Raw genomic sequence first — 21,817 nt, 5'->3', positions numbered from 1 at the left:
CTATCCCTGCGCCTTGAGCCGCGCGTCGAGCGCAGCGAAGATACCCGTCCGGTCGTACCGGTAGACATGGCCGTTTTCGCCCGCCGGATCCGCGGTTAGGCGAACGACATTGTCGGCGTCGGAAACGCCGGCGGCCGAGGCGTCGCTCGCATCGATGACAACCGCTGCCTCCTGATCGCTTTCATCGAAACTCACCGTGTACCCCGCGGCTTCGATCAGCGGTGCCAACATTTCATGCCGCCACAGATCGTCGCCGCCCAGCACCAAGCAGCGCGGCCGTTCCTTGTGCACCGCCGCCGCGCCGTTATTGGCAAACAGGAAGTGCGGATCGACAATCTCGACCGGCGATCCCTCGATCACGGCGACGCCGGACACGGGGCCGGCCGCCGAAGCGGGTTCGAAGGTGGCGGGAAAAGGAATAACATCCACGAGGCCCGGCTTGACCGCATAAGCGAGCGTCCGGCTGCCGTCGTTCAGGCGCAATATACGGACGATCCCTTCGTCCGGCAGCGTGCCATTGGCAACGACCCGAACGGTCTCATCGTCCCGGGTAAGGCGAAGCGCACCCGCGCTCTCGGCAATCTGCGAAACATCAGCGTCGATGATTCGCTCAACGAGCCCCATGCGGACGGCCCTTCGCTTGCCGTCAAGATCCTCGAAGATCAGCGCATCGCCGGCAGTCGCCTTGCGTTCGCCCTTCTCGCCTTCGCCCTCGGTCTGGCGCGCCAGCGAGAGGCGCAGGCCTGCCGCAGCCGCCAGCCCTGCAATGTCGAGCAGCAATAGCGGGCGGCCATTGTCGGGCAAGGCTGTGCCCGCATAGACACCTGAAGCCATGATGCAGGGAGCAGCAGGCTTCACGACGAGTTCTTCGTGATCGAACACGTCCGACACCACCAGCGCAAAGCGCTCCCGCCGGCTCGACCGGAGGATCGCCAGATGCTTGGCATCCGCCTCTTCGCTGGCTCCGGCACCCAGCATCGCGGCCAGGCGGACTACGGGAATTCTGCGCCCGCGGACTTCGGCAATTTCGGTACCGCCGACCGATTCAAGCCTGGCGCTGCCGGTGTTGAGCGAAACGATTTCTTCGATGCCGGCGCGCGAAATCGCGAACTGCCCGCTCGCCGTGCCGAATATCAGGGCTGGAATGATGGTGAGCGTCAACGGCACGCTCAGGACCAGGGTCGTCCCCTCGCCCTTCACACTTTCGATCTCTATCGTACCGCCGATGCGTTCGACGTTGGAACGCACGACATCCATCCCAACGCCGCGACCGGAAATCGCGCTGATTTCCTTGGCCGTCGACAAGCCGGGCTGAAAGATCAGTTCCAGCGCATGTTCATCGCTCAGCTGCTCGGCGGCGAGCGGGTCGATACAGCCGGCGGCCACGGCCCGCTCGACAAGCTTGTCGGGATCGATACCCCGGCCATCGTCGGTAATGCTGATCTGGATCTGGTTGCCCGATTGCCGGGCCGCGATGCGCAGCGCGCCGTTCACATCCTTGCCGGCGTTCCGCCGATCGTCGGGGCTTTCGATGCCATGATCGAGCGCATTGCGCACGATATGGGTCAGCGGGTCGCGCAGCATCTCGATCATCTCGCGATCGAGCTCGACATCCGCGCCGTCGACTTCGAGCGCGACGGACTTGCCCAGATCGGCGGAAAGATCGCGAACGAGCCGGGGGAGCGCTTGGAACAGGCTTTCGATCCGCTGCATGCGGGTCCAGGTAATCGCATCGCGCATATCCGCCACGCAGCCCGACATCCGCTCAAATGCTGTCTCGACATTGTGATCGCCCTGGACGCGGCGCAACTGGCGCGACAGCTCGTTGCGCGCGAGCACAAGATCCGAAACGCCGCTCATCAACCGGTCGAGCAGTTCGACCGGGACGCGAATGCTGCGCGCGGGATTGCGTTGATCAGGCGTGGCGGCCTGTATCGGCGCCGCAACCTCATCGCCGCCTTTCGCATTGATTGCGAGCGCGGCGATCAGCGCTTCATCGACGCTTTCCTCGATTGCGGCGCCCGATTCCAGCGCATCGACGAGCACGCCGATGCGATCGATGATGGCGAGGATGGTGCTGACGAGGGCAGGATTGGGTTCGAGCTTGCCGTCGCGAAGCTCCTGCAGCGCACTTTCGGCTTCGTGGCTGAGGCGCTGTAACCGGTTGAGGTCGAGAAAGCCGCAGCTACCCTTGACCGTATGAACGAACCGGAAAACCAGGTCGAGCCGTTCGCGGTCCGTCGGATTGGCTTCCCAGGCGACGATCTCGCCGGCAATCGTTTCGAGGGATTCGCGCGTTTCGGCGATAAATTCGGCAAGAAGTTCGTCCATCGGCCCCGTCCTGCATATGCTGGGCACCCCTGATGGGGCCTGATGGTTAAATTGTGGTTTATCCGGGCGCGTTTCCCCCGCGTTTATGCGGCAAACACCACACCAAACAGCAGCATATGTTCCTCGGGCTCCGACACCTGCACTTCGCCCCCGCCCTCGGTGACGAGAACATGGACAAGCCAGGCCGCCGCTGCGCGCGGCGTAAGCGCGTCCTCGCCGGTCTTGCCGAGCAGCGCGGTCTTGAGTTCGGGATCGAGCACCAGCCGCTCGCCCTCGGCGCGAACGACGATCTCGTTTCCTTCTGCGCCGACCAGCAACGTGCCGCCGCGAACCAGCGCATCTGCGGCGATAAGCGCCAGGTTCAGGAGGATCTTGATCTGCGATTTCGGCATCGTCGCCTGGTCGACCATCCAGTTCAGCGACACCCGGCCTTGCGTGCCAATCAGCCCCTCGATCGCGGTTTTCGCTTCGCGCGTATCGATCTCGTCGTCGAAGCCGCCGGCCGCGCCAAAGGCCAGGCGGAAGAATTTGAGCTTGGCGGCGGACGTTTGGGCGCTTTCGGCGAGGAGCTCGAGGCAGCGGGCGCGCATCTCAGGATCATGCTCGTCGGCCATCAGTTCAATGCCGTTGTTGAGCGCCCCGATCGGGCTCAGCAGGTCATGGCATAGCCGCGACGCCAATAGGCTCGCAAATTCAATGCTTTTGCTGTCCATATTCTGGCGATTCCCGTATTGCCTGCGCCGCGCAGGCCCCTAATGTCGATTGAGCCCGTCGCTGGCAAGGCTTAGCTCCACAGCCACGAACCGATGCCGCTCGACGACCCGCCACAACCGCATTTCACCGTCCGCGACGATCAGCCAGAGCCTCCCGACGTCAAGCGCCATCGCTGCGTCATGTTCGGACGGTTCAGACGGTCCCCGGGGGTGCGAATGATAATGGCCGATCATTCGCTCGCCGCCCTGCCGTTCAGACCGAATAGCGGAAAACAGGGCTTCGGGGTCGATCTCGAACCGATGTTCCGGCGCATCGGCAACATTTTCCGCCGCTTGGACGCGCGTAATCGTCCCCTCGTCGCCAAATAGCAAACCGCATGCCTCGAAGTGGAGAGATTCCGCAGCATGCCCCAAAATGCGGGCCTTGGCCGCTCTTGATATCGTGACGCTCACCCCCAAATTGCTAAGCAATGGCGGGGGACTTGTCGACATTGGTTGCGCGGATACCCGCAGAAGCTGACGGCTGGCGGCTCGACCGTGCGCTCGCCGCCGCCCTTCCGCAATTTTCACGCGAAAGGTTGAAAAAGCTGATTGCGTCGGGCCATGTCCTGGCATCGGACGGCACCGCGGTGCGCGACGCCAAGGCCAGCGCCGCACAAGGGCAGAAATTCACGGTTTCGGTGCCCGAACCCGAACCCGCAGAAGCCACCGCTCAGAATATTCCGCTGACCGTCGTCTTCGAAGACGACTATCTTATTGTCGTCGACAAACCGGCCGGACTGGTCGTGCATCCGGCTGCCGGAAATGCCGACGGCACGCTGGTCAACGCCCTGCTTCACCATTGTGCGGGCAATCTGTCCGGGATCGGGGGCGTTGCGCGACCCGGCATCGTCCACCGGATCGACAAGGACACATCGGGCCTGATCGTCGCGGCGAAGACCGACAAGGCCCATATCGGCCTCGCCAAGCAGTTCGCGGCGCACAGTATAGACCGTATTTACAGCGCAGTAGCAGCTGGAATTGTCATGGAACCCGAAGGACGGATCGAAGGCAATCTCGCCCGTTCCACGCAAAACCGCCAGAAAATGGCGGTTGTCGAGCCGCCGCGCGGCAAACATGCCGTTACGCATTTCCGGCGGATCGTGGCACTCAACGAGGCCACCCATGTCGAATGCCGGCTCGAAACCGGGCGCACCCACCAGGTGCGCGTGCACATGGCACATATCGGCCATTCGCTGCTCGGGGACCCCTTTTACGGCAGGACGAAAAAGGCTCACCGGGCCATCCTGGAAAGCTTGGATTTCCGTCGTCAGGCCCTACATGCTAAAAGGCTGGGATTCGTCCATCCTGTGACAAGAAACGCTTTGACCTTTGAAAGCGAATTACCCCTCGACATACAGGAACTATTAAGGGCATTAAACGTATAGATAATATAACGGTTTCCCTCGGAAATCCGGGAGAAACACAAGGTTCAAGGAGCACCTCCCCTAATGGCAAATGCCGTTGCAACTATCCCGGCGATCGGAGGCGAGGCAGGCCTCAATCGCTACATGACCGAGATCAAGAAATTCCCGATCCTGTCGCAGGAAGAGGAATATATGCTCGCCAAGCGCTACGAGGAGCATGACGACCTCGAAGCGGCCCAGAAGCTCGTAACCTCGCATCTGCGCCTCGTGGCGAAGATCGCGATGGGTTATCGCGGTTATGGGCTGCCCGTCGCCGAGCTTATCTCGGAAGGCAATATCGGCCTGATGCAGGGCGTGAAGAAGTTCGAGGCCGAACGCGGCTTCAGGCTCGCCACCTATGCAATGTGGTGGATCCGCGCCTCGATCCAGGAATATATCCTGCGTTCGTGGAGCCTCGTCAAAATGGGCACCACGGCGGCGCAGAAGAAGCTGTTCTTCAATCTGCGCAAGATGAAATCCCGCCTCAACGCGTTCGAGGATGGCGATCTCAAGCCCGAAGACGTCGAAAAGATCGCCACCGATCTCGGCGTGACCGAGGCCGAAGTCGTCTCGATGAACCGTCGCATGGCAATGGGCGGCGATACCTCGCTCAACGTGCCGATGCGCGAGGACGGCGAAGGCCAGTGGCAGGATTGGCTGGTCGCGGAAGAGCCGCTGCAGGACGAAATGGTCGCAGAAGCCGAAGAGTCCGACGTGCGCCGCACCATGCTGATGGAAGCGATGGGCGAACTCAACGAGCGTGAGCAGCACATCCTGACCGAGCGCAAGCTGACCGACGATCCGCAGACGCTGGAGGAACTCTCCCAGGTTTACGGCGTATCGCGCGAGCGTATCCGCCAGATCGAGGTGCGCGCATTCGAAAAGCTGCAAAAGGCGATGATGCGGATCGCCGAGGATAAAAAGCTGCTTCCCGCCGCTTGAGCTTTTTCCGATACCCTATCCAAGCGCCATTCCCGCCACAAACGGGGATGGCGTTTTTCTTTGGGCCCGATAAAGCCGGTCCATGGCCCAAGCTGCGCGCAAACGCTCATTTCCCCTCCGCATCCTCGTCTTGCTGTTCAAGGCGCTGCTCTGGTTCCTCGCGATCACCATCCTGTGGGTCGTCATACTGCGTTTCGTGCCGGTGCCGATCACCGCGACGATGCTGATGGACGAGCATGGCGCGACACGGGACTGGACGAGCATGGGCAATATCGACCGGTCGATGGCGGTCGCGGCGATCGCGGCGGAGGACGGCAATTTCTGCCTGCATAACGGCTTCGATTTCGAAGCGATCGAACAGGCCTGGGAAGAGCGGCAATCGGGCCGGCGGCAGCGCGGCGGCTCCTCGATCAGCCAGCAGACGGCGAAGAATGTCTTCCTGTGGCAAGGCGGCGGCTGGTTCCGCAAAGGCCTGGAAGCCTATTTCACGGTGCTGATCGAGCTGATCTGGGGCAAGAACCGGATCATGGAAGTCTATCTCAACGTCGCCGAGACCGGCATCGGCACCTATGGCGTAGAGGCCGGTGCCCAGCGCTATTTCGGCCATGACGCGAGCCGGCTCTCGGACCTGGAGGCGGCGCGGATGATCGCCGTGTTCCCGGCCCCGCAATCGCGCAGCCCGAGCGGCGGCTGGACCTCCCGCTATGCGGGGCGGATCGCCGCGCGCATGCGGCAGGTCCGCGCCAGCCCGCTCGACGACTGCATCTAGCCCGTCCGGCGGCTATTCGCCGTTCATACCGTCGACGGCCTCTTCGGCGGCATCGCCGGCCTGCTGGGCCGCATCGCCCATATTGCGGGCAGCATCGCCGACTTCGGATGCGGCATCGGTAAGCGCTTCAGTCTCCACCGCCTCCCGGGCGTTGGTTTCGTTGAACACATAGATACCGGCGCCGATCGCCACGAGAATGACGAGCGCGAGCACCCACATGCCGGCACCGCTGCGCCGTTCGACGACAACGGTATGGCTGTCGTCCGTGCCGCGTTCGACGGTGCGTTCGGTGGTAACCCCGTCGTCGCGTTCGGTAATCCGTTCTTCGGTCATGGACTGTGTCTCCCTTTACTGCCGCTAAAAACGGCCGGGAGAGCGCAATGGTTCCGGAGAAGAAACCAAGCCTTCGAAACCGGGCTCTAAAAAGGCAGTTTGAAACCCGGCGGCAGCGGCAGACCGCTGGTCATCTTGGCCATTTCTTCCTGGCTGGCCGCATCGGCCTTGCCGCGCGCATCGTTGAACGCGGCGGTGACCAGATCCTCAAGCACCTGCTTTTCGGAAGGCACGAGCAGCGTCTCGTCGATCTCGACGCCCAGGATCGTGCCCTTGGCGCTCGCGCGAACCTTGACGAGCCCGCCGCCCGAAACGCCCTCGACCTCGATATTCTCGAGGCTCGCCTGCGCCTTTTGCAGCTCTTCCTGAACATTCTGCGCGGCTTTCATGATGTCGTCGAAATTCTTCACGGGGAATAGCTCCTGTCGGGAATTAACGGCCCTGGGCCAGCTTGTAGTCGGTCAGTTCGGCGTCGGGAAAGGCCTCGAACGCGGCCTTCACCATCGGCGAATCCAGCACCGACTGGCGCTCGGCATCGATCGCCGCCTTTTCGCGTTCCAGCAGCGAGGGTTCGGCCGGGCCATCGCTCGTTTCGACGGTCCAGTGCGCGCCCGTCTTGTCCTTGAGAAGGGCCGCAATCTCGCGCAATTCGTCCTCGCCCATCGGCTGAAGCGGCTTGATGACGAGCGCGGGCGGCGCATAGCGCACCAGCCCAACCTGATCGTGCAGCCGGACCGCCATCATATGCGCGCCCTGGGCCTCCAGAAAGGCGATCAGCGCAGGAAAATCGGCCGGCATGGCGCCTTCAGGACCGGCACCCGGCGCCCCACCCGGCGCCGCGGGAGCCGAAGCCGCCGCGATCTCGCCATTTTCCAGCTTCTTCGCCAGTTCGCCCGGATCGGGCATCCCGGCGGCATGAACGATACGCAGCAGCGCCATCTCCGCCGCTTCGATCGGCATCGGCGCGGTCTCGACCTCGTGCAGGCCCTTCAGGAGGAGCTGCCAGATCCGGTGAAGTGCGCCGAAACCGAGCCCTGCCGCCCAATCCGCATAAGCGGCGCGTTCCTCGGACGAGAGCGCCGGATCGGCGGCTCCGCCGACCTTGGACCGGACGATGCCGTGGCAGGTTTCCAGCAGCCCGCGAAACAGCGCCGCAGGATCGGTGCCGAGATCATGCTGTTCCTGAACCGTCGCCAGCACTGCCTGCGCATCGCCTTCGAGCAACTGCCCGAACAGCCGTCGCACCGCGCCGCGATCCGAAAGCCCGAGCATATCGCGCACCTGCTGGGCGGTAATGCCGCCGGTGCCGTGCGCGATCGCCTGGTCGAGGATCGAAAGCCCGTCGCGCACCGATCCCTCGGCCGCGCGCGCGATCAGCGCCAACGCTTCCTCGTCGGACTCCGCGCCCTCTTCGCCGACCACCCAGCGGAAATGCTCGACGAGCCGTTCGGCCGGAATGCGGCGCAGATCGAAGCGCTGGCAGCGTGAAAGCACCGTCACCGGCACCTTGTTCACTTCGGTGGTCGCGAACAGGAACTTGACATGCGGCGGCGGCTCTTCGAGCGTTTTCAGCAATGCATTGAAGGCGTTCTTCGAGAGCATGTGAACTTCGTCGATGATGTAGACCTTGAAGCGCGCCGACACCGCCGAATAGCGCACGGCCTCGATAATCTCGCGGACATCGTCGACACCGGTATGCGAGGCGGCATCCATCTCGACAACGTCGATATGCCGCCCCTCGGAAATCGCGACGCAGGGCTCGCATTCGCCGCAGGGAGAAATCGTCGGTCCGCCCTCCCCGTCCGGTCCGATACAGTTCAAGGCCTTGGCGATCAGCCGCGCCGTCGACGTCTTGCCGACACCGCGGACCCCTGTGAGCAGGAAGGCATGGGCCAGCCGGTCGCGCTTGATCGCGTTGCCCAGCGTCTGGACCATCGCGTCCTGCCCGATCAGCTGGGTGAAGCTCTGCGGCCGGTATTTGCGCGCCAGCACGCGATATTCGGTTTCGACAGCCGCCGGCTGCGATGGCGCGTCGAGACCCAGTCCCGGCCCCTCGTCGACGGGCGTTTCGGTCATCGTGTCATGGGAATCGGACATCGGACCAACCTAGCCCCGGCGCGCCGATAAGTCGAAGCGGTTATCGACGGTTCGCGCAAAGTTCACAGTGGTTGACACCGGTTGACACAGGTCCGGGGTAGACGGGCGCGGCGATGGCCGAAATCGGTGCGGCGGTGTGACCTTAGGTTGACACTCGTTGACACGGATCGGCCCAGAAACCGGCCGCGCAGGATTTCGTGCAGGGGTCGCCGACAAGAACATAAAGAGAACGATAGCGCAAGGCGGCTGAATAGGAAAGCGGGATTCCGCCACGCCGTCATTGCGAGGAGGCCCGAACTTGTTTCGGGGCGACGAAGCAATCCAGAGCGGCAGACAGTATCGTTTGCGGCTCTGGATTGCTTCGCTCCGCTCGCAATGACGTCGATCTATATTCGCTGGAGGTGGGAGCCGGAACGACCCGCGGCGAAATCGTTGCGGCTGCTTCCTTCCGGACCTGACCGGGTTGGCGAATGCCACGTCCGCCCGACTCCCGGGGCGCATATGGCGATGTTGGGGGGGAAATGCAAACTCGGCGGGAAAAGTGAGCGGCTGTCTCCCGCGACACCACATTGCAGATACAAGTTCTAAGAATGTATGTGGAAGCTTGGAGTCCTACGCCATGATGAAACCGGTCCTTCGGATTGATGGTAGCAGCGCATGCGCCGAGTCCGGTAAACCTGTGCTGGATTTTCCAAAGGCTGTTTGGAACGGCGGTATGCTATTTGCGACCGTAGCGTTAGCAGGGGCATTATTCACTTGGAGTGCATTCGCGCTTTTCTTGATTACGACATATGTGAGCCTGCTCGTGGGCCACAGTGTTGGCATGCACCGATTAATGATTCATCGAACATTCGAGTGCGCCAAGCCTGTTGAACGCACTCTGATATATGTGGGAGTTCTTGTTGGCGTTGCTGGTCCATTTGGAATTATCGGCATTCACGACACGCGTGATTGGGCCCAACGACAATCTCGCTGCCACGATTTTTTCGCTCACACGAAATCTTTGCCGCTAGATTTGCTTTGGCAATTGGCTTTTCGATTCAGGTTCAATCGACCACCTAAACTCACCATTGAATCCCATTTCGCGGATGATTCATTTTATCGGTTCCTCGATTGGAGTTGGCGTTGGCATCAACTACCTCTCGCTACAGCGTTTTATTTCTTCGGTGGCTGGGGATGGGTTGTCTGGGGTATCTGCGCAAGAGTGTTTGTCAGTGCGGCCGGGCATTGGACCATCACCTATTTTTGTCATAATCCGGGGCCAGGTCGATGGACTGTTCGAAACGCTGCAGTTCAGGCATCGAACGTACCTGGTCTCGGCCTGCTGACGTACGGCGAATGCTGGCATAACAATCATCATGCCTTTCCCGAATCTGCTCAAATCGGCCTTTATCCAAGGCAAACCGACCCAGGCTGGTCATTAATTAAACTTCTACAGAGATGCGGTTTAGCTTGGAATATCGGACAACCCAGACAAGTTCACGACCGTGAAGATCTGCTAGAGGCATCACCATATTAGACCAGTCCTAAGGGCTGATTCTGGCCAGCCTAGCCCCCGCCCCGCCGCTCCGCCGCCAGCCTTCCGATCTCCGCGATTGCGGCATCCACCTCGCCCGCTTCCGCCGTCGGGCGATCCACGTAAACCGTAAGAACGAACGGCTCGCGTTCGGGCGGCCAGACGATGCCGATATCGTTATAGGCCGTGCCGCAGCTGCCGGTCTTGTCGCCGACCCGCCAGCCTTCGGGGATGCCGGCGCGGATGCGGTCGTCGCCGGTGCGGTTGGCGACGGTCCAGGCGGCAAGCTGTTCGCGCCCTTCCGCCGACAGCGCATCGCCGAGGACGAGGCGCTGGACGAGCCCGGCCATCGCCTGCGGGGTCGTCGTGTCGCGGGGATCGCCCGCCGCGTTTTCGTTGAGTTCGGGCTCCATCCGGTCGAGGCGGGTCGTTTCGTCGCCATGCCGCCGGAAAAAGGCCGTCATTTCCTGCGGCCCGCCGATCATCTGCAGCAGCAGGTTCGCCGCCGTGTTGTCGCTCAGCGTGCTGATCGCCTCGGCCATCTCGGCGATGGTCATCTGCCCGGCGCCCATGGCCTCGTCGAAATGCTCGCGCGCGGCGGGCGCGTAATCGAGCAGGTCGCTTTCGGCAAACTCGACGGCGCGGTCCATCTCCAGGGTGCCGGCTTCGACCTGCTCCAGCACCGCCGCCGACAGCGCCAGCTTGAAGGTCGAACACATCGCGAAGCGTTCACCGCCCCGATAGCTGTGAAGAATACGCCCGTCCGCGCCGACCAGCGCAACGCCGACCCGGCCGCCGATCCGCTCCTCGATTTCCGCGATCGCGGCTTCGGTCAGCGCACTCGCCGGCGCTTCGCTCGCGGTTTCGCCTTCCTGCGCGCCCGACGAACAGGCGCTTCCGAGCGCCAGGGCGAGCAACAGCGCGCCGGTTACCTTCCAGTCCATCACTGGCGCCCCTGCATATTGTGAACCGCCCCGGGGATCTTCACCGTCAGGCTGTCCATCTCCTCGGTCAGGAAAATCTGACAGGCGAGCCGGCTGTAGCGTCCGACATCGGCGGCAAGATCGAGCATGTCCTCCTCCATCTCGGTCGCCGGTTTCAGCTTGGCGATATCGTCGGCATCGACATGGACGTGGCAGGTCGAGCAGGCCATCTGCCCTTCGCACGTTCCCTCGAGCGGCTGGTCGTCGGCCTGAGCGAGATCGAGCAGCCGGTCGCCGGGCTTGCCCTCGACCTCGCTCATCGATTGTCCATTGGCCGAAATGAAGCGGATCCTGATCATTCGCTATCCTGTTCGCGGAGCTGGATATTGTCTTCCGGGTGGGGCTCGTCGCCTGAAACCGGTCGATTCGGGAGCTGGCTGTGCGCGGAATCGATAATCAGATCGATGGCCTTTTCAAGCTCCTCCTCGCTCGTATAGCGGCCATAGCCGAGCCGGATGCTCGATTGCGCCTGCGCCTTGGAAAGCCCGAGCGCCGAGAGCACATGGCTGGGCCGCCCCGAACCGCTGGCGCAGGCCGATCCGGCGGAAAAGGCAACGCCGCGCGTTTCCGAGATCAGCCGCCCCGCGTCCAGCCCGTCGAGGCGGATATTGAGGTTGCCCGGATAGCGGGCGCAATCCGATCCATTGATCGTCCAGCGATCGCCGAACTTTTCGACCGCCAGCGCCCAGAGCCCCTCGACATGGGCATAATCGTCGAAGCCCCGCTCCTTCATCAGCGCGGCCGCCGCGCCGAAGCCCGCGCATAGCGCCGGGGCGAGCGTGCCGGAACGCAGACCGCCCTCCTGCCCCCCGCCATGCATCAGCGGCGCGGGCTTCACCCCGTCCGCGCACCATAGCGCGCCGATGCCCTTGGGGCCGTGAATCTTGTGGCTCGAGAGCGCGATCATGTCGCATTGCGCGGCGGGTATCTCCACCCGGCCCAGCGCCTGCACGCCGTCGCAGAACAGCAGCGCCCCGGCATTTTTCACGACCGGGGCGATTTCCGAAACGCGCTGGGTGACGCCGATCTCGTTATTGACCATCATCACGGCGACCAGTGCGACATCCTCGCCGAGCGCCGCGTCCACCGCCATCGGATCGACAAGGCCTTCCTCGGACACGTCGAGCACGGTCAGTTCATAGCCCTGCCCTTTCAGATATTCGCAGCTGTCGAGCACCGCGGCATGTTCGGTCGCCACCGTCACGATACGGTTGCGCTCTTTGGGCGCATTGGCGAGGGCGCCCTTGATCGCCCAGTTGGCGGCCTCGGTCGCGCCGCTGGTGAAATAGAGGCTTCCCGTATCGGCGCCGAGACATTCCATCACCCTCTCGCGCGCCAGTTCGACGGCGGCGGCGGCCTCCCGGCCCATCTTGTGCGGGGAATGCGGATTGCCGAATTTTTCGCTCATATAGGGCAGCATCGCCTCGCGCGCCTCGGGGGCAAGCGGCGTCGTCGCCTGATAATCGAGATAGATGGGATCGCTCATGCCGCGCGGGCTTTCGCCTCTTTCGCGAGCCGCTTCCAGACATCGACGAAGCGGTAGACGTCCTTGCGGCTGGTGGCCGGCCCCAGGCTGACGCGCACCACCTCGCCGGCGTCCGCATCGTCCCAACCCATCGCGGCGAGGACATGGCTGGGCTTGAGGCTGCCCGAGGAACAGGCCGATCCCGCCGACACCGCGATCCCCGCCATGTCGAACTGGATCAGCTGCGCGTTCGCGGCCATGCCGGGCATCCGGTAGGAGGCGATGGTCGGGATCCGCTTCGCATCGCCGGCGACGACCGTGCCGCCCTCGGCCTCGATTGCCTTGTCGAGATGCTCGCGCAGCTGCGAGGCGCGATCCATCCAGCCGTGCGGCGCCTCGACCGCCGCCGCAAAGCCCAGCGCCGCCGGCAGATTTTCCGTGCCGGGCCGATAGCCCCGCTCCTGCCCGCCCAGCGCATGAAGGTCCGCCAGATCTTTCACGAGCAGCGCGCCGATACCCGGAGGCCCGCCCAGCTTGTGCGCCGAAACGACGACGAAATCTGCGCTCGGCAGCGGCAATTTTCCCGCCGACTGGCTGCAATCGGCGAGCAGAAGATTGCCGCCCACATGCACGCGTTCGCCGAGATCCTCCAGATCCTGCAGCACGCCGGTTTCGCTGTTCGCAGACTGGACCGCGACCAGCGCGCGCTCCCCGGCGCCCGCCAGCATCCAGTTCAGCTTGCCGCCGTCGATCCGGCCCTCGCTGTCGACCGGCACCCGCTCGACATCGCCGGCCGCACGCAGCACCGCGTCATGCTCGGTCGCGCCGACAATCACCCGTTCGGCCTTGGCGCAGGATATGGCGAGCGCAATCGCCTCGCTCGCGCCGCTCGTGAAGATCAGCTCGCCGGTCCAGTCCAGCGCCGCCTTGGTCCGCTCGCGCGCATCCTCCAGCGCGGCTCGCGCGCTGCGCCCCTCGCCGTGCGGCGACGAGGGGTTGGCCCAGTCCGCAAAGGCCGCCGTCATCGCCTCACGCGCTTCGGCAAGCATCGGCGTGGTCGCCGCATGATCTAGATAAAGGCGTTCTTTCAAGCACTTATCCGGTTTTTGTTGCGGAAAAGCCCGCGCATCCTATATAGCGCGCCACTCGCTTGTGCCCGCATAAGCCCGATTCCCTGCCGTTTCCAGCCATGGGTTGAACCGAACATATTATGCCAGAAGTTATTTTTCCCGGTCCCGACGGCCGCCTCGAAGGCCGTTTTTCCCCGCCGCCGCGCCCGCGCGCGCCGGTTGCCATGATCCTCCATCCGCATCCGCAAGGCGGCGGGACGATGAACAATGCCATCGTCCAGGCGCTTTACAAGACGTTCGTGCGCCGCGGCTTCGCGACCCTGCGCTTCAATTTTCGCGGCGTCGGCAAGAGCCAGGGCGAGTTCGACAACGGTGTCGGCGAGCTTTCCGATGCGGCCGCCGCGCTCGATTGGGTGCAGAGCTTCCATCCCGAGGCCGAAACCACCTGGATCGCGGGCTTTTCCTTCGGTTCGCTGATCGGCATGCAGCTGCTGATGCGCCGCCCGGAAATCCGCGGCTTCATCACCATCGCGCCGCCCGCGAACATGTATGATTTCAGCTTCCTCGCGCCGTGCCCGGCGTCGGGCGTGATCATCCAGGGCGATGCCGACGAAGTCGCGACGCCCTCGGGCACGCAGAAGCTGGTCGACAAGCTGCGCACGCAAAAGCACATCACGATCCAGCACGACATGATCCCCGGCGCCAACCATTTCTTCGAACGGGAAATGACGCCGCTGATGAAGTCGGTCGACGACTATCTCGACATGCGCCTCGATCCGGACTGCCCGATTAAGTAGGTTTTCTTGGTCAGAAACTTCCTGACGGAAGTTCCCCGCACCGGCCCGCACCCGCACCCGGCCTCCCATTCAGTATGTCCTAGATGGCAGGCCGGGTGCGGGCCGGTGCGGCGCTCGACCGATAGGTCGATTCGGCAATCAGCTCGGATTGGGCAGCGTCCAGATCAGCACGTTGACGAGGATGACGAAAGACGCGGCCAGCATCAGCAGGCCGCGTTTCCTGTCGCCGCGCTTCGTCCAGAGGAATATCCCACCGAACGCCAGCGCGAAGACGGCGAGCATGGCGATCGAGAGGGCGATATTGGCGGCGAGCAGCATCGGCGCAGCCTAGCCCTGAATGATCGCCGCGAAAACCGCGGGATCGACATTGCCGCCTGAAAGGGTGACCATCGCGCGCTCTTTCGGCGTTACCTTCCCTGCCAGCACGGCCGCGAGCGCCACCGCCCCGCCCGGTTCGACGACGAGCTGGAGCTTCGAAAAGGCCGTGCGCATCGCGTGCGCAACCTCTTCCTCGCTCACCGCGACGCCGGTCGCGCCATGGCTCTTGAGGATATCGAAAGTGATCGGCGCGACCCGCATCGTCTGGAGCGCATCGCAGCGCGTCGGCGGCGGGTTCGGGCCGACCGGTTCGATCGCGCCGTTGGCCAGCGAGCGGGTCATATCGTCCCAGCCTTCCGGCTCGACGATGGTGATCTCGGCATCGGGCAGGACCAGCGCGGTGCCAGCGGAAAGACCACCGCCGCCGCAACAGGTGACCGCGCTGTCGGGCGGCCCGCCGGCAAGCTGGATCATCTGGTCCACGGCTTCGAGCGCCGCCGTCCCCTGCCCTTCGACGACCCAGGGATCGTCGAAGCTTGGCACCAGAACCGCGCCGCGTTCGGCAGCGAGACCGGCCGCCAGCGCCTCGCGGCCTTCGCTCATCCGGTCGTAAAGCACCACTTCCGCGCCCAGCGCTTTCGTGGCTTCGAGCTTCGCCTTGGGCGCATCCTCGGGCATCACGATCAGCGCCGGCATCCCGAGCCGCCTGGCGGCAAAGGCAACGCCTTGCGCATGGTTGCCGGAGGAAAAGGCGACGACACCGCCCTTGCGCTCTTCATCGCTCATCGCGGCGAGCCGGTGATAGCCGCCGCGTACCTTGAAAGCGCCGATCGGCTGGAGATTCTCGCATTTGAGCCAGACTTTGCCGTGCGGCGTTTCGAACGGGATCAACGGGGTCGGCGGCACAATCTCGGCGATGCGCGCCGCGGCTTCCCTGATGCCTTCGATGGTCGGTGTGCGTTGTGATTGTGCGTTCATGGCGCTCCCCTAGCTCGGCTTTCCCTGCCCCACAATTGCGCGAAAGTCCCGTTGCAATTGACAACTTTTTGGGCCTGTTCCAGTCTCCCTGCACAATAAAATAGAGGGGAGCGGATTCATGCAAAGCCAAATACTCGCGCCGGCGGCGGTCCTCGTCGTCTGGACGCTCATCATATTGCTCTGGCTCGTCGTCACGCGGCTGCCGGCGATGAAAAAAGCCGGGATCGACATGGGCGCCCAGCCCGGCGGACGCGGACAGAATCTCGAAGGGGTGCTGCCCGACAAGGCGAACTGGCCTTCGCACAACTACGCCCATCTCGCCGAACAGCCCACGATCTTCTACGCGGCGGTGTTCATCATCGCGCTGACCGGCACCGGCAACGTCTGGATCAACGTCTGGCTGGCCTGGGCCTATGTCGGGCTGCGCATCGTCCACAGCCTGATCCAGCTGCTCTGGAATTATGTGCCCGTGCGTTTCGTGGTGTTCACCCTGGCTACGATCTGCCTGTTGCTGCTGTCGCTGCACGCGCTGGTCATCGCCTGGCAATTCGCCTGAGCCCTATAAAATAGAGGAGAGCAATGATGGGAACCAATACCATTTTACAGCCGGTTATCGCGCTGGTGCTTTGGACGATGATCATGTGGCTGTGGATGTACGTCACGCGCATTCCGGCGATGCAGAAGGCCGATATCGACGCGAACAAGATGGTCGGCGGCAAAGGCGCGGATCTCGACGCCATCCTGCCGCCCAATGTCCAGTGGAAGGCGCACAACTACAACCACCTGCTGACCGAACCGACACTGTTCTACGCAATCTGCCTGAGCCTGGCCCTGCTCGGCGCGGGCCTGGGCTTCAACGTGACGCTCGCGTGGATCTATGTCGGCCTGCGGGTGCTGCACAGCCTGATCCAGGCGACGGTGAACCGGGTGATGTTCCGCTTCATGGTCTTTGCGCTGTCGAGCATCGTGCTGATCTGGCTGGCAATCAACGCGGCGCTGATCGCCTTTCAGGGCTAGAAGCGTTCCGGTCTAGAGACAGGCCGCAAGCGCGCGCGGCAGGGCTTCGATCAGATCGTCCGCGATCAGGAAAGGCCCTGCCATGCGCGCCGCCGCGCCGTGCAGCCAGACGGCCTCGCAGGCCGCTTCGAACGGATCGCCGGTCGCGGCATAGCGCGCCGCCGCGATGCCGGTGAGCACGTCTCCGGTGCCCGCCGTCGCCAGCCAGCTCGGTGCCGGCGGCGCGATGGCGGCGCGGCCGTCCGGCGAAGCGACCACGCTGTCATTGCCCTTGTAGATGATAACCGACCCGGACCGCCGGGCCGCTTCGCGCGCGCGCTCGACCTTGTTGCCGGATATGTCGCCGAACAGCCGGGCGAACTCGCCCTCGTGCGGCGTCAGGATCGGCGGAGCATCGAGACCAGCCAGCGTCTCTGCGCCCCGCTTGGCGATCAGCGTCAACGCATCGGCATCGAGCACCAGCCGCTTGCCCGCTGCCAGCACGCTCTCGAGCCGCGCTTCGGCCTTGTCGTTGAGCCCGAGGCCCGGCCCGGCCACGGCGACATCGACCCGCTCATCGGCCAGCAGATCCGCCAGCGTGCGTGGATCGACGGCAAGGCGCTGGACGAGCGCCAGCGGCCCTTCGCCATGCTCGGGGCCGGCCAGCGCGACATAGCCGGCCCCCGCGCGGATCGCGGCGTCGGCGGCAAGGCTCGCCGCCCCCGCCATCGCTCCCCCCGCGACCAGCACATAGCCGCGCGAATATTTATGCGCCGAAGGCAGCGGCGGTACGAGGGTCGGCCGGCCGATTTCCAGCAGCGCGCTCTCCGCGGCAATGCCGATCTCGCCGACCAGCGTCATCCCCATGAAACCCGCCGCGGGCTGGAGCAGGTGCGCGGGCTTCAGCGATCCCAGCGCGATCGTCGCGTCGAAAAAAGGAACCGGCGAGAGCAGCGCCCCGCTATCGGTTTCGATCCCGCTCGGCAGGTCGACGGCAAGGCTGTGCCGCGCCTTGCGGACGAGATCGCAGAGCGCGGCGGAAAGATCGGCGCCGAGCGGCCGCGCCAGCCCGGTTCCGAACAGCGCATCGACGACCATCGGCGCGGGACGCGCATCGCCTATCGCATCGACGGGGCCCGGCCATTGCGCGCGGGCGTTTCTCGCGGCATCGGTCGCCGGGTCGGCGAGCGCCGCAACCTGCACCTCGCAACCGCGTTCGGCGAGCAGACGCGCAACCACATAGCCGTCGCCGCCATTGTTGCCGGGGCCGCAAAGAACAAGCACGTGCGCCTTGCCGGCCATCCGCCAGGCGATATCGGCCGCGGCGCGCCCCGCCCGTTCCATCAATTGGTCGACCGAAACGCCGCTCGCCATGGTGGCGTCCTCGGCCGCCTTCATCTCGGCGGCGGTCAGGATCGCCCGGGGGATCACCGCACCGTCGCCGGCAGGCGATAGCGGTCGAAGCCGATCGAGACCTCGACCTCGCGTTCGGACACCGGGGTGACGATGGCGGGTTCCGAACCGTCGGCGGCGATCAGCCCGCGCCCGTCATTGGTCACGAGCAGCCGGCGGAAGCCGCCATCGGGATGGCGCATCGTCAGCACCAGCCCTTCGCTGCCCTGGGTCCGCTCGATCTGGCATTCGGGGCGGAAGCCCTCGCCGCCGTTGACCGCGCAATAGACGCGGCCGCTTTCGGCCAGTTCGCTGCGCGTCTGGGCTTCGGATTCGAGCAGCGCCTCGTTGTTCGCGGCGGGATCGGCCGTGCCGCACGCGGCCAGCGAAACGGTGACCAGAAGCGCGCTAGATATCCGCATAGACATGGGTTTCGGCCTTGGCGCCGGGATGGGTGACGGCGCCGGTGCGGGCGGGGCCGACATTCTGGGCGTAGCGCCACAGCGTGCCCGCCTGATAGTCGTTGGTCCGCGGCTGCCAGGCCTCGCGCCGCGCCTTGAGCGTTTCCGCGTCGACATCGAGGTCGATCGTCCCGGCCTCGGCATCGATGCGGATGATATCGCCATCCTCGACCAGCCCGATCGGTCCGCCCTCGGCGGCTTCGGGCCCGACATGGCCGATGCAGAAGCCGCGTGTCGCACCCGAGAAGCGGCCGTCGGTGATCAGCGCGACCTTCTCGCCCATCCCCTGGCCGTACAGCGCGGCGGTCGTCGAGAGCATCTCGCGCATACCGGGGCCGCCCTTGGGGCCTTCATAGCGGATGACGATCACCGAACCTTCGGCGATATCGCGCGTCTCCACGGCGTGGAAACAGTCTTCCTCGCTGTCGAAACAGCGCGCGGGCCCCTCGAACTGCAGCCGCGCCATGCCGGCCACCTTCACGATCGCGCCGTCGGGGGCGAGCGAGCCTTTGAGGCCGACAACCCCGCCCGTCGGCGAAAGCGGCCGTTCGACCGAATAGATGACCTTCTGGTTCGGGTTCCAGGTGATCTCGTCGATATTCTCGCCCAGCGTCTTGCCGGTCACGGTCAGGCAGTTGCCGTCGAGCAGGTCGTTCGTCAGCAGGGTCTTCATCAGCATGTAGACGCCGCCCGCTTCATACATGTCCTTGGCGACATATTTCCCGCCGGGTTTCAGGTCGGCGATATAGGGCGTCGACTTGAACATCTCGGCGACGTCGAAAAGGTCGAAATCGATCCCGCACTCGTTCGCCATGGCCGGCAGGTGCAGCGCGCCGTTGGTCGACCCCCCGGTCGCAGCGACGACCCTGGCGGCGTTCTGGAAAGCCTCTTTCGTGCAGATGTCGCGCGGGCGAATATTGGCTTCGAGCAGGTTCATCACCTGCTCGCCCGCCGCCCGGGCGATATCCGCGTTGGATTCGTACGGCGCGGGCACCATGTTGCTGTTGGGGAGCGAAAGCCCGATCGCCTCGCCGACACAGGCCATGGTGTTGGCGGTAAACTGTCCGCCGCACGCGCCATGACCGGGACAGGCGACCTTTTCGAGCTCGATCAGCTCCTGCAGCGGGCAATTGTCGGCTTCGTAGCGTCCCACCGCCTCGAACACGTCGACCACGGTCACATCGTCGCCGTGGAAATGGCCGGGCAGGATCGAGCCGCCGTAAACGAAGATCGACGGCACGTTGAGCCGCAGCATCGCCATCATCATGCCGGGCAGCGATTTGTCGCAGCCGGCAAAGGCAACGAGCGCATCATAGCAATGGCCGCGCACCGAAAGCTCGACCGAATCGGCGATCACCTCGCGGCTGACGAGCGAGGATTTCATCCCCTGATGGCCCATGGCGATGCCGTCGGTGACGGTGATCGTGTTGAACCGGCGCGGCAGGCCGCCGCCCGCGATCACGCCCTCGCGGCAGATATTCGCCTGGCTATCGAGCAGGGTGTTGCAAGGCGCGCTGTCGTTTCCGGCGCTCGCCACGGCAACGAAGGGACGGTTGATCTCCTCCTCGGTCATTCCCATCGCGTAATAATAGGAACGGTGCGGCGCCCGCGACGGACCCAGCGAAACATGGCGGCTCGGCAATTTCGCCTTGTCGAAACGATTGGACATGATCTTCCTTGTTACACATTCATCCTAGAGCGCGTCGCGCACCGCCGCGATGACGGGCGCGAGCAATTCGGCCCATTCCCTTGCGCCTTCGGGCGTGTCGATCAAGTCATTCCTGACCTCTATCGCCAGATAAGGGAGGCCGCGCGCCTCGGCATGGAAGTTCATCGTCGCGTTCAGAAGCTTGCCCGAATAAGGCTCGTTGTCGCCGACGACGAGGCCGAGCGCTTCGAGCTTCGGGATCGCGATACGCGGCGCGCGCTCGTCCGCATTGTAGAGAATGCCGATCTGCCAGGGGCGGTCCGCAGGCGCGGATTCCAGCGAGGGAGTGAAGCTGTGCAGGGTGAAGAGCATCCTGGGCGCATGAGCCTCGATCAGTTCCGCCGCCCGCGCATGATAGGGCTTCCAGAAACGATCGATGCGCGCCGCCCGGCCCGCCGCGTTCAGCGCGGCATTGGCGGGTATCTCGTAACCATCGCTCGTCACGGGAATAACAGCGGGGTTATCGGCTTCGCGGTGAAGATCGACAACCAGCCGCGAAACATTGGCGAGCAGCGCCGGGCAACCGAGCCGAGCCGCGACCAGCGGCGCCAGCGTGGCAATACCGATATCGACGGCGATATGCTTTTGCATCACCGCCGGATCGACGCCGAGATCGATATCGCCGGGCACCCGGTCCGACGCATGATCGGCGATCAGCAGCAGGCCCGAATCGGAATCGCCCGCAATCTCCGTGCAGACATCGCTCATCCTTTGAAATCCGGTTTGCGCCGCTCGCGAAATGCGGCCAGCCCCTCGGCGAAATCGGCGCTGCCGAACGCGTCGTCGAACAGCCTTTCGGTCACGATGCCGCTTTCATCGACCACCGCCGCCTTGAGCAACGCCTTCAGCCCGCGAACGCTGGTGCCGGAATTGGCGGCGATCGCCGCGCACAGCGCCTCGAGCGCCGCCGCGCCGCCGGTCATTTCCACGAGCCCGATCCGCATCGCCTCCTCGGCATCCACCGATTGCGCCGAAAAGATAAGCCGCGCCGCCTGACCCTGCCCGACGACGGCGGCAAGCCGGGCCAGATCTTCGACCTGATAGGTGAGACCAAGCTTGGCGGGCGTCACCGCGAACCGCGCGTCCTCGCCCGCAATCCGCATATCGCAGGCCAGCACCAGGGCGACCGCCGCGCCGACGCATCCCGCCTCGACAAGCGCGATCGTCGGCAGCGGCGAATTTGCCAGCGCCTCGATCCCTTCGCGCATCGCCATGCGAAAGCCGACGCGCGCATCCGCGTTGCGCTGCAAGGCCTCGAACTCGGTGATGTCGGCGCCCGCGCTGAACATCGCCGGATCGTCGGATTTCAGTACGATGACGCGCGCAGCGGCAGCCTCGGCCTTATGGATGCAACCGGCGAGGTGGTGCCAGTGCGCCTGGGCGATAGCGTTGAGCTTTCCGGGCGGCGACAGGGCGATCGTGGCGACCGCATCGGAGACGGATAGGGTGAACATGCCGCCTAGTTGCCGCGCCGCGCCCGCTATGTCACCAGTGAAGGCAAGA

The 21,817-nt window shown here is 64.3% G+C and carries 24 protein-coding genes and 1 other RNA gene; 7 read left to right on the top strand and 18 right to left on the bottom strand.

The genetic code is table 11. The features are described from left to right. The 3 genes from H6P80_RS08525 to H6P80_RS08515 form a co-directional block, all read right to left on the bottom strand. Nucleotides 1-2,331, bottom strand: coding sequence for a chemotaxis protein CheA (locus tag H6P80_RS08525; RefSeq protein ID WP_185800858.1), 2,331 nt, complete (start codon nt 2,329-2,331; stop codon nt 1-3). Nucleotides 2,332-2,414: 83 nt separating this feature from the next. Then, complete coding sequence (locus tag H6P80_RS08520; protein WP_185800857.1) at nt 2,415-3,044, bottom strand: histidine phosphotransferase family protein; 630 nt, start codon at nt 3,042-3,044, stop codon at nt 2,415-2,417. 39 nt (nt 3,045-3,083) lie between these two features. Then, nucleotides 3,084-3,536, bottom strand: coding sequence for a Mov34/MPN/PAD-1 family protein (locus tag H6P80_RS08515; RefSeq protein WP_185800856.1), 453 nt, complete (start codon nt 3,534-3,536; stop codon nt 3,084-3,086). Between H6P80_RS08515 and H6P80_RS08510 the strand changes: the two genes are divergently transcribed. The 3 genes from H6P80_RS08510 to mtgA all read left to right on the top strand — a co-directional run bounded on the left by H6P80_RS08510 (nt 3,515) and on the right by mtgA (nt 6,200). After that, nucleotides 3,515-4,471: an RluA family pseudouridine synthase gene (locus tag H6P80_RS08510; RefSeq protein ID WP_185800855.1), complete on the top strand. Its 957-nt coding sequence runs from the start codon at nt 3,515-3,517 to the stop codon at nt 4,469-4,471. The two genes, H6P80_RS08515 and H6P80_RS08510, sit on opposite strands and share 22 nt — an antisense overlap. Nucleotides 4,472-4,534: 63 nt before the next feature. Then, a complete protein-coding gene (gene rpoH, locus H6P80_RS08505; RefSeq protein ID WP_185800854.1) occupies nt 4,535-5,431 on the top strand; it encodes an RNA polymerase sigma factor RpoH in 897 nt (298 codons plus the stop codon). An 82-nt stretch (nt 5,432-5,513) separates the two neighbouring features. Next, nucleotides 5,514-6,200, top strand: coding sequence for a monofunctional biosynthetic peptidoglycan transglycosylase (gene mtgA / locus H6P80_RS08500; RefSeq protein ID WP_185800853.1), 687 nt, complete (start codon nt 5,514-5,516; stop codon nt 6,198-6,200). Nucleotides 6,201-6,212: 12 nt separating this feature from the next. Here the strand turns inward: mtgA and H6P80_RS08495 are convergent, their stop codons facing one another. The 4 genes from H6P80_RS08495 to ffs all read right to left on the bottom strand — a co-directional run bounded on the left by H6P80_RS08495 (nt 6,213) and on the right by ffs (nt 9,125). Next, complete coding sequence (locus tag H6P80_RS08495; protein ID WP_185800852.1) at nt 6,213-6,533, bottom strand: hypothetical protein; 321 nt, start codon at nt 6,531-6,533, stop codon at nt 6,213-6,215. Nucleotides 6,534-6,619: 86 nt separating this feature from the next. Then, nucleotides 6,620-6,943: a YbaB/EbfC family nucleoid-associated protein gene (locus H6P80_RS08490; protein ID WP_185800851.1), complete on the bottom strand. Its 324-nt coding sequence runs from the start codon at nt 6,941-6,943 to the stop codon at nt 6,620-6,622. 22 nt (nt 6,944-6,965) lie between these two features. Continuing rightward, complete coding sequence (locus H6P80_RS08485; RefSeq protein ID WP_235973752.1) at nt 6,966-8,630, bottom strand: DNA polymerase III subunit gamma/tau; 1,665 nt, start codon at nt 8,628-8,630, stop codon at nt 6,966-6,968. A 397-nt stretch (nt 8,631-9,027) separates the two neighbouring features. Continuing rightward, nucleotides 9,028-9,125, bottom strand: an RNA gene (gene ffs, locus H6P80_RS08480) — signal recognition particle sRNA small type. Between the two features lie 124 nt (nt 9,126-9,249). Here ffs and H6P80_RS08475 point away from each other — a divergent pair. Continuing rightward, a complete protein-coding gene (locus tag H6P80_RS08475; RefSeq protein ID WP_185800850.1) occupies nt 9,250-10,149 on the top strand; it encodes an acyl-CoA desaturase in 900 nt (299 codons plus the stop codon). Between the two features lie 29 nt (nt 10,150-10,178). On the opposite strand, the gene bla is transcribed toward H6P80_RS08475, so the two are convergent. From bla to H6P80_RS08455, 4 genes are read right to left on the bottom strand one after another with little or no spacing between them, the layout of a single operon-like run. Then, complete coding sequence (gene bla / locus H6P80_RS08470; protein ID WP_185800849.1) at nt 10,179-11,090, bottom strand: class A beta-lactamase; 912 nt, start codon at nt 11,088-11,090, stop codon at nt 10,179-10,181. Beyond that, nucleotides 11,090-11,428 carry a 2Fe-2S iron-sulfur cluster-binding protein gene (locus tag H6P80_RS08465; protein ID WP_185800848.1) on the bottom strand — a complete coding sequence of 113 codons (339 nt, stop codon included), beginning with the start codon at nt 11,426-11,428 and terminating at the stop codon, nt 11,090-11,092. The genes bla and H6P80_RS08465 overlap by 1 nt, the downstream gene beginning before the upstream one ends. Then, a complete protein-coding gene (locus H6P80_RS08460; RefSeq protein WP_185800847.1) occupies nt 11,425-12,615 on the bottom strand; it encodes a cysteine desulfurase family protein in 1,191 nt (396 codons plus the stop codon). Before H6P80_RS08460 ends, H6P80_RS08465 begins: the two co-directional genes overlap by 4 nt. After that, nucleotides 12,612-13,685 carry a cysteine desulfurase family protein gene (locus H6P80_RS08455; protein ID WP_268938877.1) on the bottom strand — a complete coding sequence of 358 codons (1,074 nt, stop codon included), beginning with the start codon at nt 13,683-13,685 and terminating at the stop codon, nt 12,612-12,614. The genes H6P80_RS08460 and H6P80_RS08455 overlap by 4 nt, the downstream gene beginning before the upstream one ends. A 119-nt stretch (nt 13,686-13,804) precedes the next feature. Between H6P80_RS08455 and H6P80_RS08450 the strand changes: the two genes are divergently transcribed. Beyond that, nucleotides 13,805-14,461 carry an alpha/beta hydrolase gene (locus H6P80_RS08450; protein WP_185800846.1) on the top strand — a complete coding sequence of 219 codons (657 nt, stop codon included), beginning with the start codon at nt 13,805-13,807 and terminating at the stop codon, nt 14,459-14,461. A 138-nt stretch (nt 14,462-14,599) separates the two neighbouring features. Here H6P80_RS08450 and H6P80_RS08445 read toward each other — a convergent pair whose 3' ends face one another. Then, nucleotides 14,600-14,779, bottom strand: coding sequence for a hypothetical protein (locus H6P80_RS08445; protein WP_185800845.1), 180 nt, complete (start codon nt 14,777-14,779; stop codon nt 14,600-14,602). Nucleotides 14,780-14,788: 9 nt separating this feature from the next. Next, the gene (locus H6P80_RS08440; RefSeq protein ID WP_185800844.1) at nt 14,789-15,757 is read right to left on the bottom strand and encodes a threonine ammonia-lyase; all 969 of its coding nucleotides are present in this window, start codon (nt 15,755-15,757) and stop codon (nt 14,789-14,791) included. Nucleotides 15,758-15,875: 118 nt separating this feature from the next. Here H6P80_RS08440 and H6P80_RS08435 point away from each other — a divergent pair, with 118 nt between their 5' ends. Both H6P80_RS08435 and H6P80_RS08430 read left to right on the top strand, forming a co-directional pair. Beyond that, nucleotides 15,876-16,313, top strand: coding sequence for an MAPEG family protein (locus H6P80_RS08435; RefSeq protein WP_185800843.1), 438 nt, complete (start codon nt 15,876-15,878; stop codon nt 16,311-16,313). Nucleotides 16,314-16,339: 26 nt separating this feature from the next. Then, a complete protein-coding gene (locus H6P80_RS08430; protein ID WP_407947221.1) occupies nt 16,340-16,774 on the top strand; it encodes an MAPEG family protein in 435 nt (144 codons plus the stop codon). Between the two features lie 12 nt (nt 16,775-16,786). Here the strand turns inward: H6P80_RS08430 and H6P80_RS08425 are convergent, their stop codons facing one another. Genes H6P80_RS08425 through H6P80_RS08405 form a run of 5 tightly spaced genes read right to left on the bottom strand, consistent with a single transcriptional unit; the run spans nt 16,787 to nt 21,768 of the window. After that, the gene (locus tag H6P80_RS08425; RefSeq protein WP_185800841.1) at nt 16,787-18,184 is read right to left on the bottom strand and encodes an NAD(P)H-hydrate dehydratase; all 1,398 of its coding nucleotides are present in this window, start codon (nt 18,182-18,184) and stop codon (nt 16,787-16,789) included. Beyond that, nucleotides 18,181-18,573, bottom strand: a complete 393-nt coding sequence (locus tag H6P80_RS08420; RefSeq protein ID WP_185800840.1) for a hypothetical protein — start codon at nt 18,571-18,573, stop codon at nt 18,181-18,183. The genes H6P80_RS08425 and H6P80_RS08420 overlap by 4 nt, the downstream gene beginning before the upstream one ends. Then, complete coding sequence (gene ilvD / locus H6P80_RS08415) at nt 18,554-20,275, bottom strand: dihydroxy-acid dehydratase (RefSeq protein WP_185800839.1); 1,722 nt, start codon at nt 20,273-20,275, stop codon at nt 18,554-18,556. The genes H6P80_RS08420 and ilvD overlap by 20 nt, the downstream gene beginning before the upstream one ends. A 24-nt stretch (nt 20,276-20,299) precedes the next feature. Further along, nucleotides 20,300-21,022: an N-formylglutamate amidohydrolase gene (locus H6P80_RS08410; RefSeq protein ID WP_185800838.1), complete on the bottom strand. Its 723-nt coding sequence runs from the start codon at nt 21,020-21,022 to the stop codon at nt 20,300-20,302. Next, nucleotides 21,019-21,768, bottom strand: coding sequence for an enoyl-CoA hydratase/isomerase family protein (locus H6P80_RS08405; RefSeq protein ID WP_185800837.1), 750 nt, complete (start codon nt 21,766-21,768; stop codon nt 21,019-21,021). The genes H6P80_RS08410 and H6P80_RS08405 overlap by 4 nt, the downstream gene beginning before the upstream one ends. Between the last annotated feature and the right edge of the window lie 49 nt (nt 21,769-21,817).

It is taken from the genome of Parasphingopyxis marina (assembly GCF_014237875.1).
Classification (GTDB): domain Bacteria; phylum Pseudomonadota; class Alphaproteobacteria; order Sphingomonadales; family Sphingomonadaceae; genus Parasphingopyxis; species Parasphingopyxis marina.
Note: the sequence above shows the minus strand (reverse complement) of the source record. Positions and strands in the feature narration are given on the sequence as shown.

What these genes read in the sequence shown, in the direction of transcription:
- rpoH (WP_185800854.1), top strand. Translation starts at nt 4,535, where the DNA reads ATGGCAAATGCCGTTGCAACTATCCCGGCGATCGGAGGCGAGGCAGGC.
- H6P80_RS08460 (WP_185800847.1), bottom strand. Translation starts at nt 12,615, where the DNA reads ATGAGCGATCCCATCTATCTCGATTATCAGGCGACGACGCCGCTTGCC.
- ilvD (WP_185800839.1), bottom strand. Translation starts at nt 20,275, where the DNA reads ATGTCCAATCGTTTCGACAAGGCGAAATTGCCGAGCCGCCATGTTTCG.
- H6P80_RS08430 (WP_407947221.1), top strand. Translation starts at nt 16,340, where the DNA reads ATGGGAACCAATACCATTTTACAGCCGGTTATCGCGCTGGTGCTTTGG.
- H6P80_RS08440 (WP_185800844.1), bottom strand. Translation starts at nt 15,757, where the DNA reads ATGAACGCACAATCACAACGCACACCGACCATCGAAGGCATCAGGGAA.
- H6P80_RS08495 (WP_185800852.1), bottom strand. Translation starts at nt 6,533, where the DNA reads ATGACCGAAGAACGGATTACCGAACGCGACGACGGGGTTACCACCGAA.
- H6P80_RS08510 (WP_185800855.1), top strand. Translation starts at nt 3,515, where the DNA reads ATGGCGGGGGACTTGTCGACATTGGTTGCGCGGATACCCGCAGAAGCT.
- H6P80_RS08435 (WP_185800843.1), top strand. Translation starts at nt 15,876, where the DNA reads ATGCAAAGCCAAATACTCGCGCCGGCGGCGGTCCTCGTCGTCTGGACG.
- H6P80_RS08405 (WP_185800837.1), bottom strand. Translation starts at nt 21,768, where the DNA reads ATGTTCACCCTATCCGTCTCCGATGCGGTCGCCACGATCGCCCTGTCG.
- H6P80_RS08525 (WP_185800858.1), bottom strand. Translation starts at nt 2,331, where the DNA reads ATGGACGAACTTCTTGCCGAATTTATCGCCGAAACGCGCGAATCCCTC.
- H6P80_RS08465 (WP_185800848.1), bottom strand. Translation starts at nt 11,428, where the DNA reads ATGATCAGGATCCGCTTCATTTCGGCCAATGGACAATCGATGAGCGAG.
- H6P80_RS08410 (WP_185800838.1), bottom strand. Translation starts at nt 21,022, where the DNA reads ATGAGCGATGTCTGCACGGAGATTGCGGGCGATTCCGATTCGGGCCTG.
- H6P80_RS08450 (WP_185800846.1), top strand. Translation starts at nt 13,805, where the DNA reads ATGCCAGAAGTTATTTTTCCCGGTCCCGACGGCCGCCTCGAAGGCCGT.
- H6P80_RS08420 (WP_185800840.1), bottom strand. Translation starts at nt 18,573, where the DNA reads ATGTCTATGCGGATATCTAGCGCGCTTCTGGTCACCGTTTCGCTGGCC.
- H6P80_RS08515 (WP_185800856.1), bottom strand. Translation starts at nt 3,536, where the DNA reads ATGTCGACAAGTCCCCCGCCATTGCTTAGCAATTTGGGGGTGAGCGTC.
- H6P80_RS08485 (WP_235973752.1), bottom strand. Translation starts at nt 8,630, where the DNA reads ATGTCCGATTCCCATGACACGATGACCGAAACGCCCGTCGACGAGGGG.
- H6P80_RS08520 (WP_185800857.1), bottom strand. Translation starts at nt 3,044, where the DNA reads ATGGACAGCAAAAGCATTGAATTTGCGAGCCTATTGGCGTCGCGGCTA.
- bla (WP_185800849.1), bottom strand. Translation starts at nt 11,090, where the DNA reads ATGGACTGGAAGGTAACCGGCGCGCTGTTGCTCGCCCTGGCGCTCGGA.
- H6P80_RS08445 (WP_185800845.1), bottom strand. Translation starts at nt 14,779, where the DNA reads ATGCTGCTCGCCGCCAATATCGCCCTCTCGATCGCCATGCTCGCCGTC.
- H6P80_RS08475 (WP_185800850.1), top strand. Translation starts at nt 9,250, where the DNA reads ATGATGAAACCGGTCCTTCGGATTGATGGTAGCAGCGCATGCGCCGAG.
- mtgA (WP_185800853.1), top strand. Translation starts at nt 5,514, where the DNA reads ATGGCCCAAGCTGCGCGCAAACGCTCATTTCCCCTCCGCATCCTCGTC.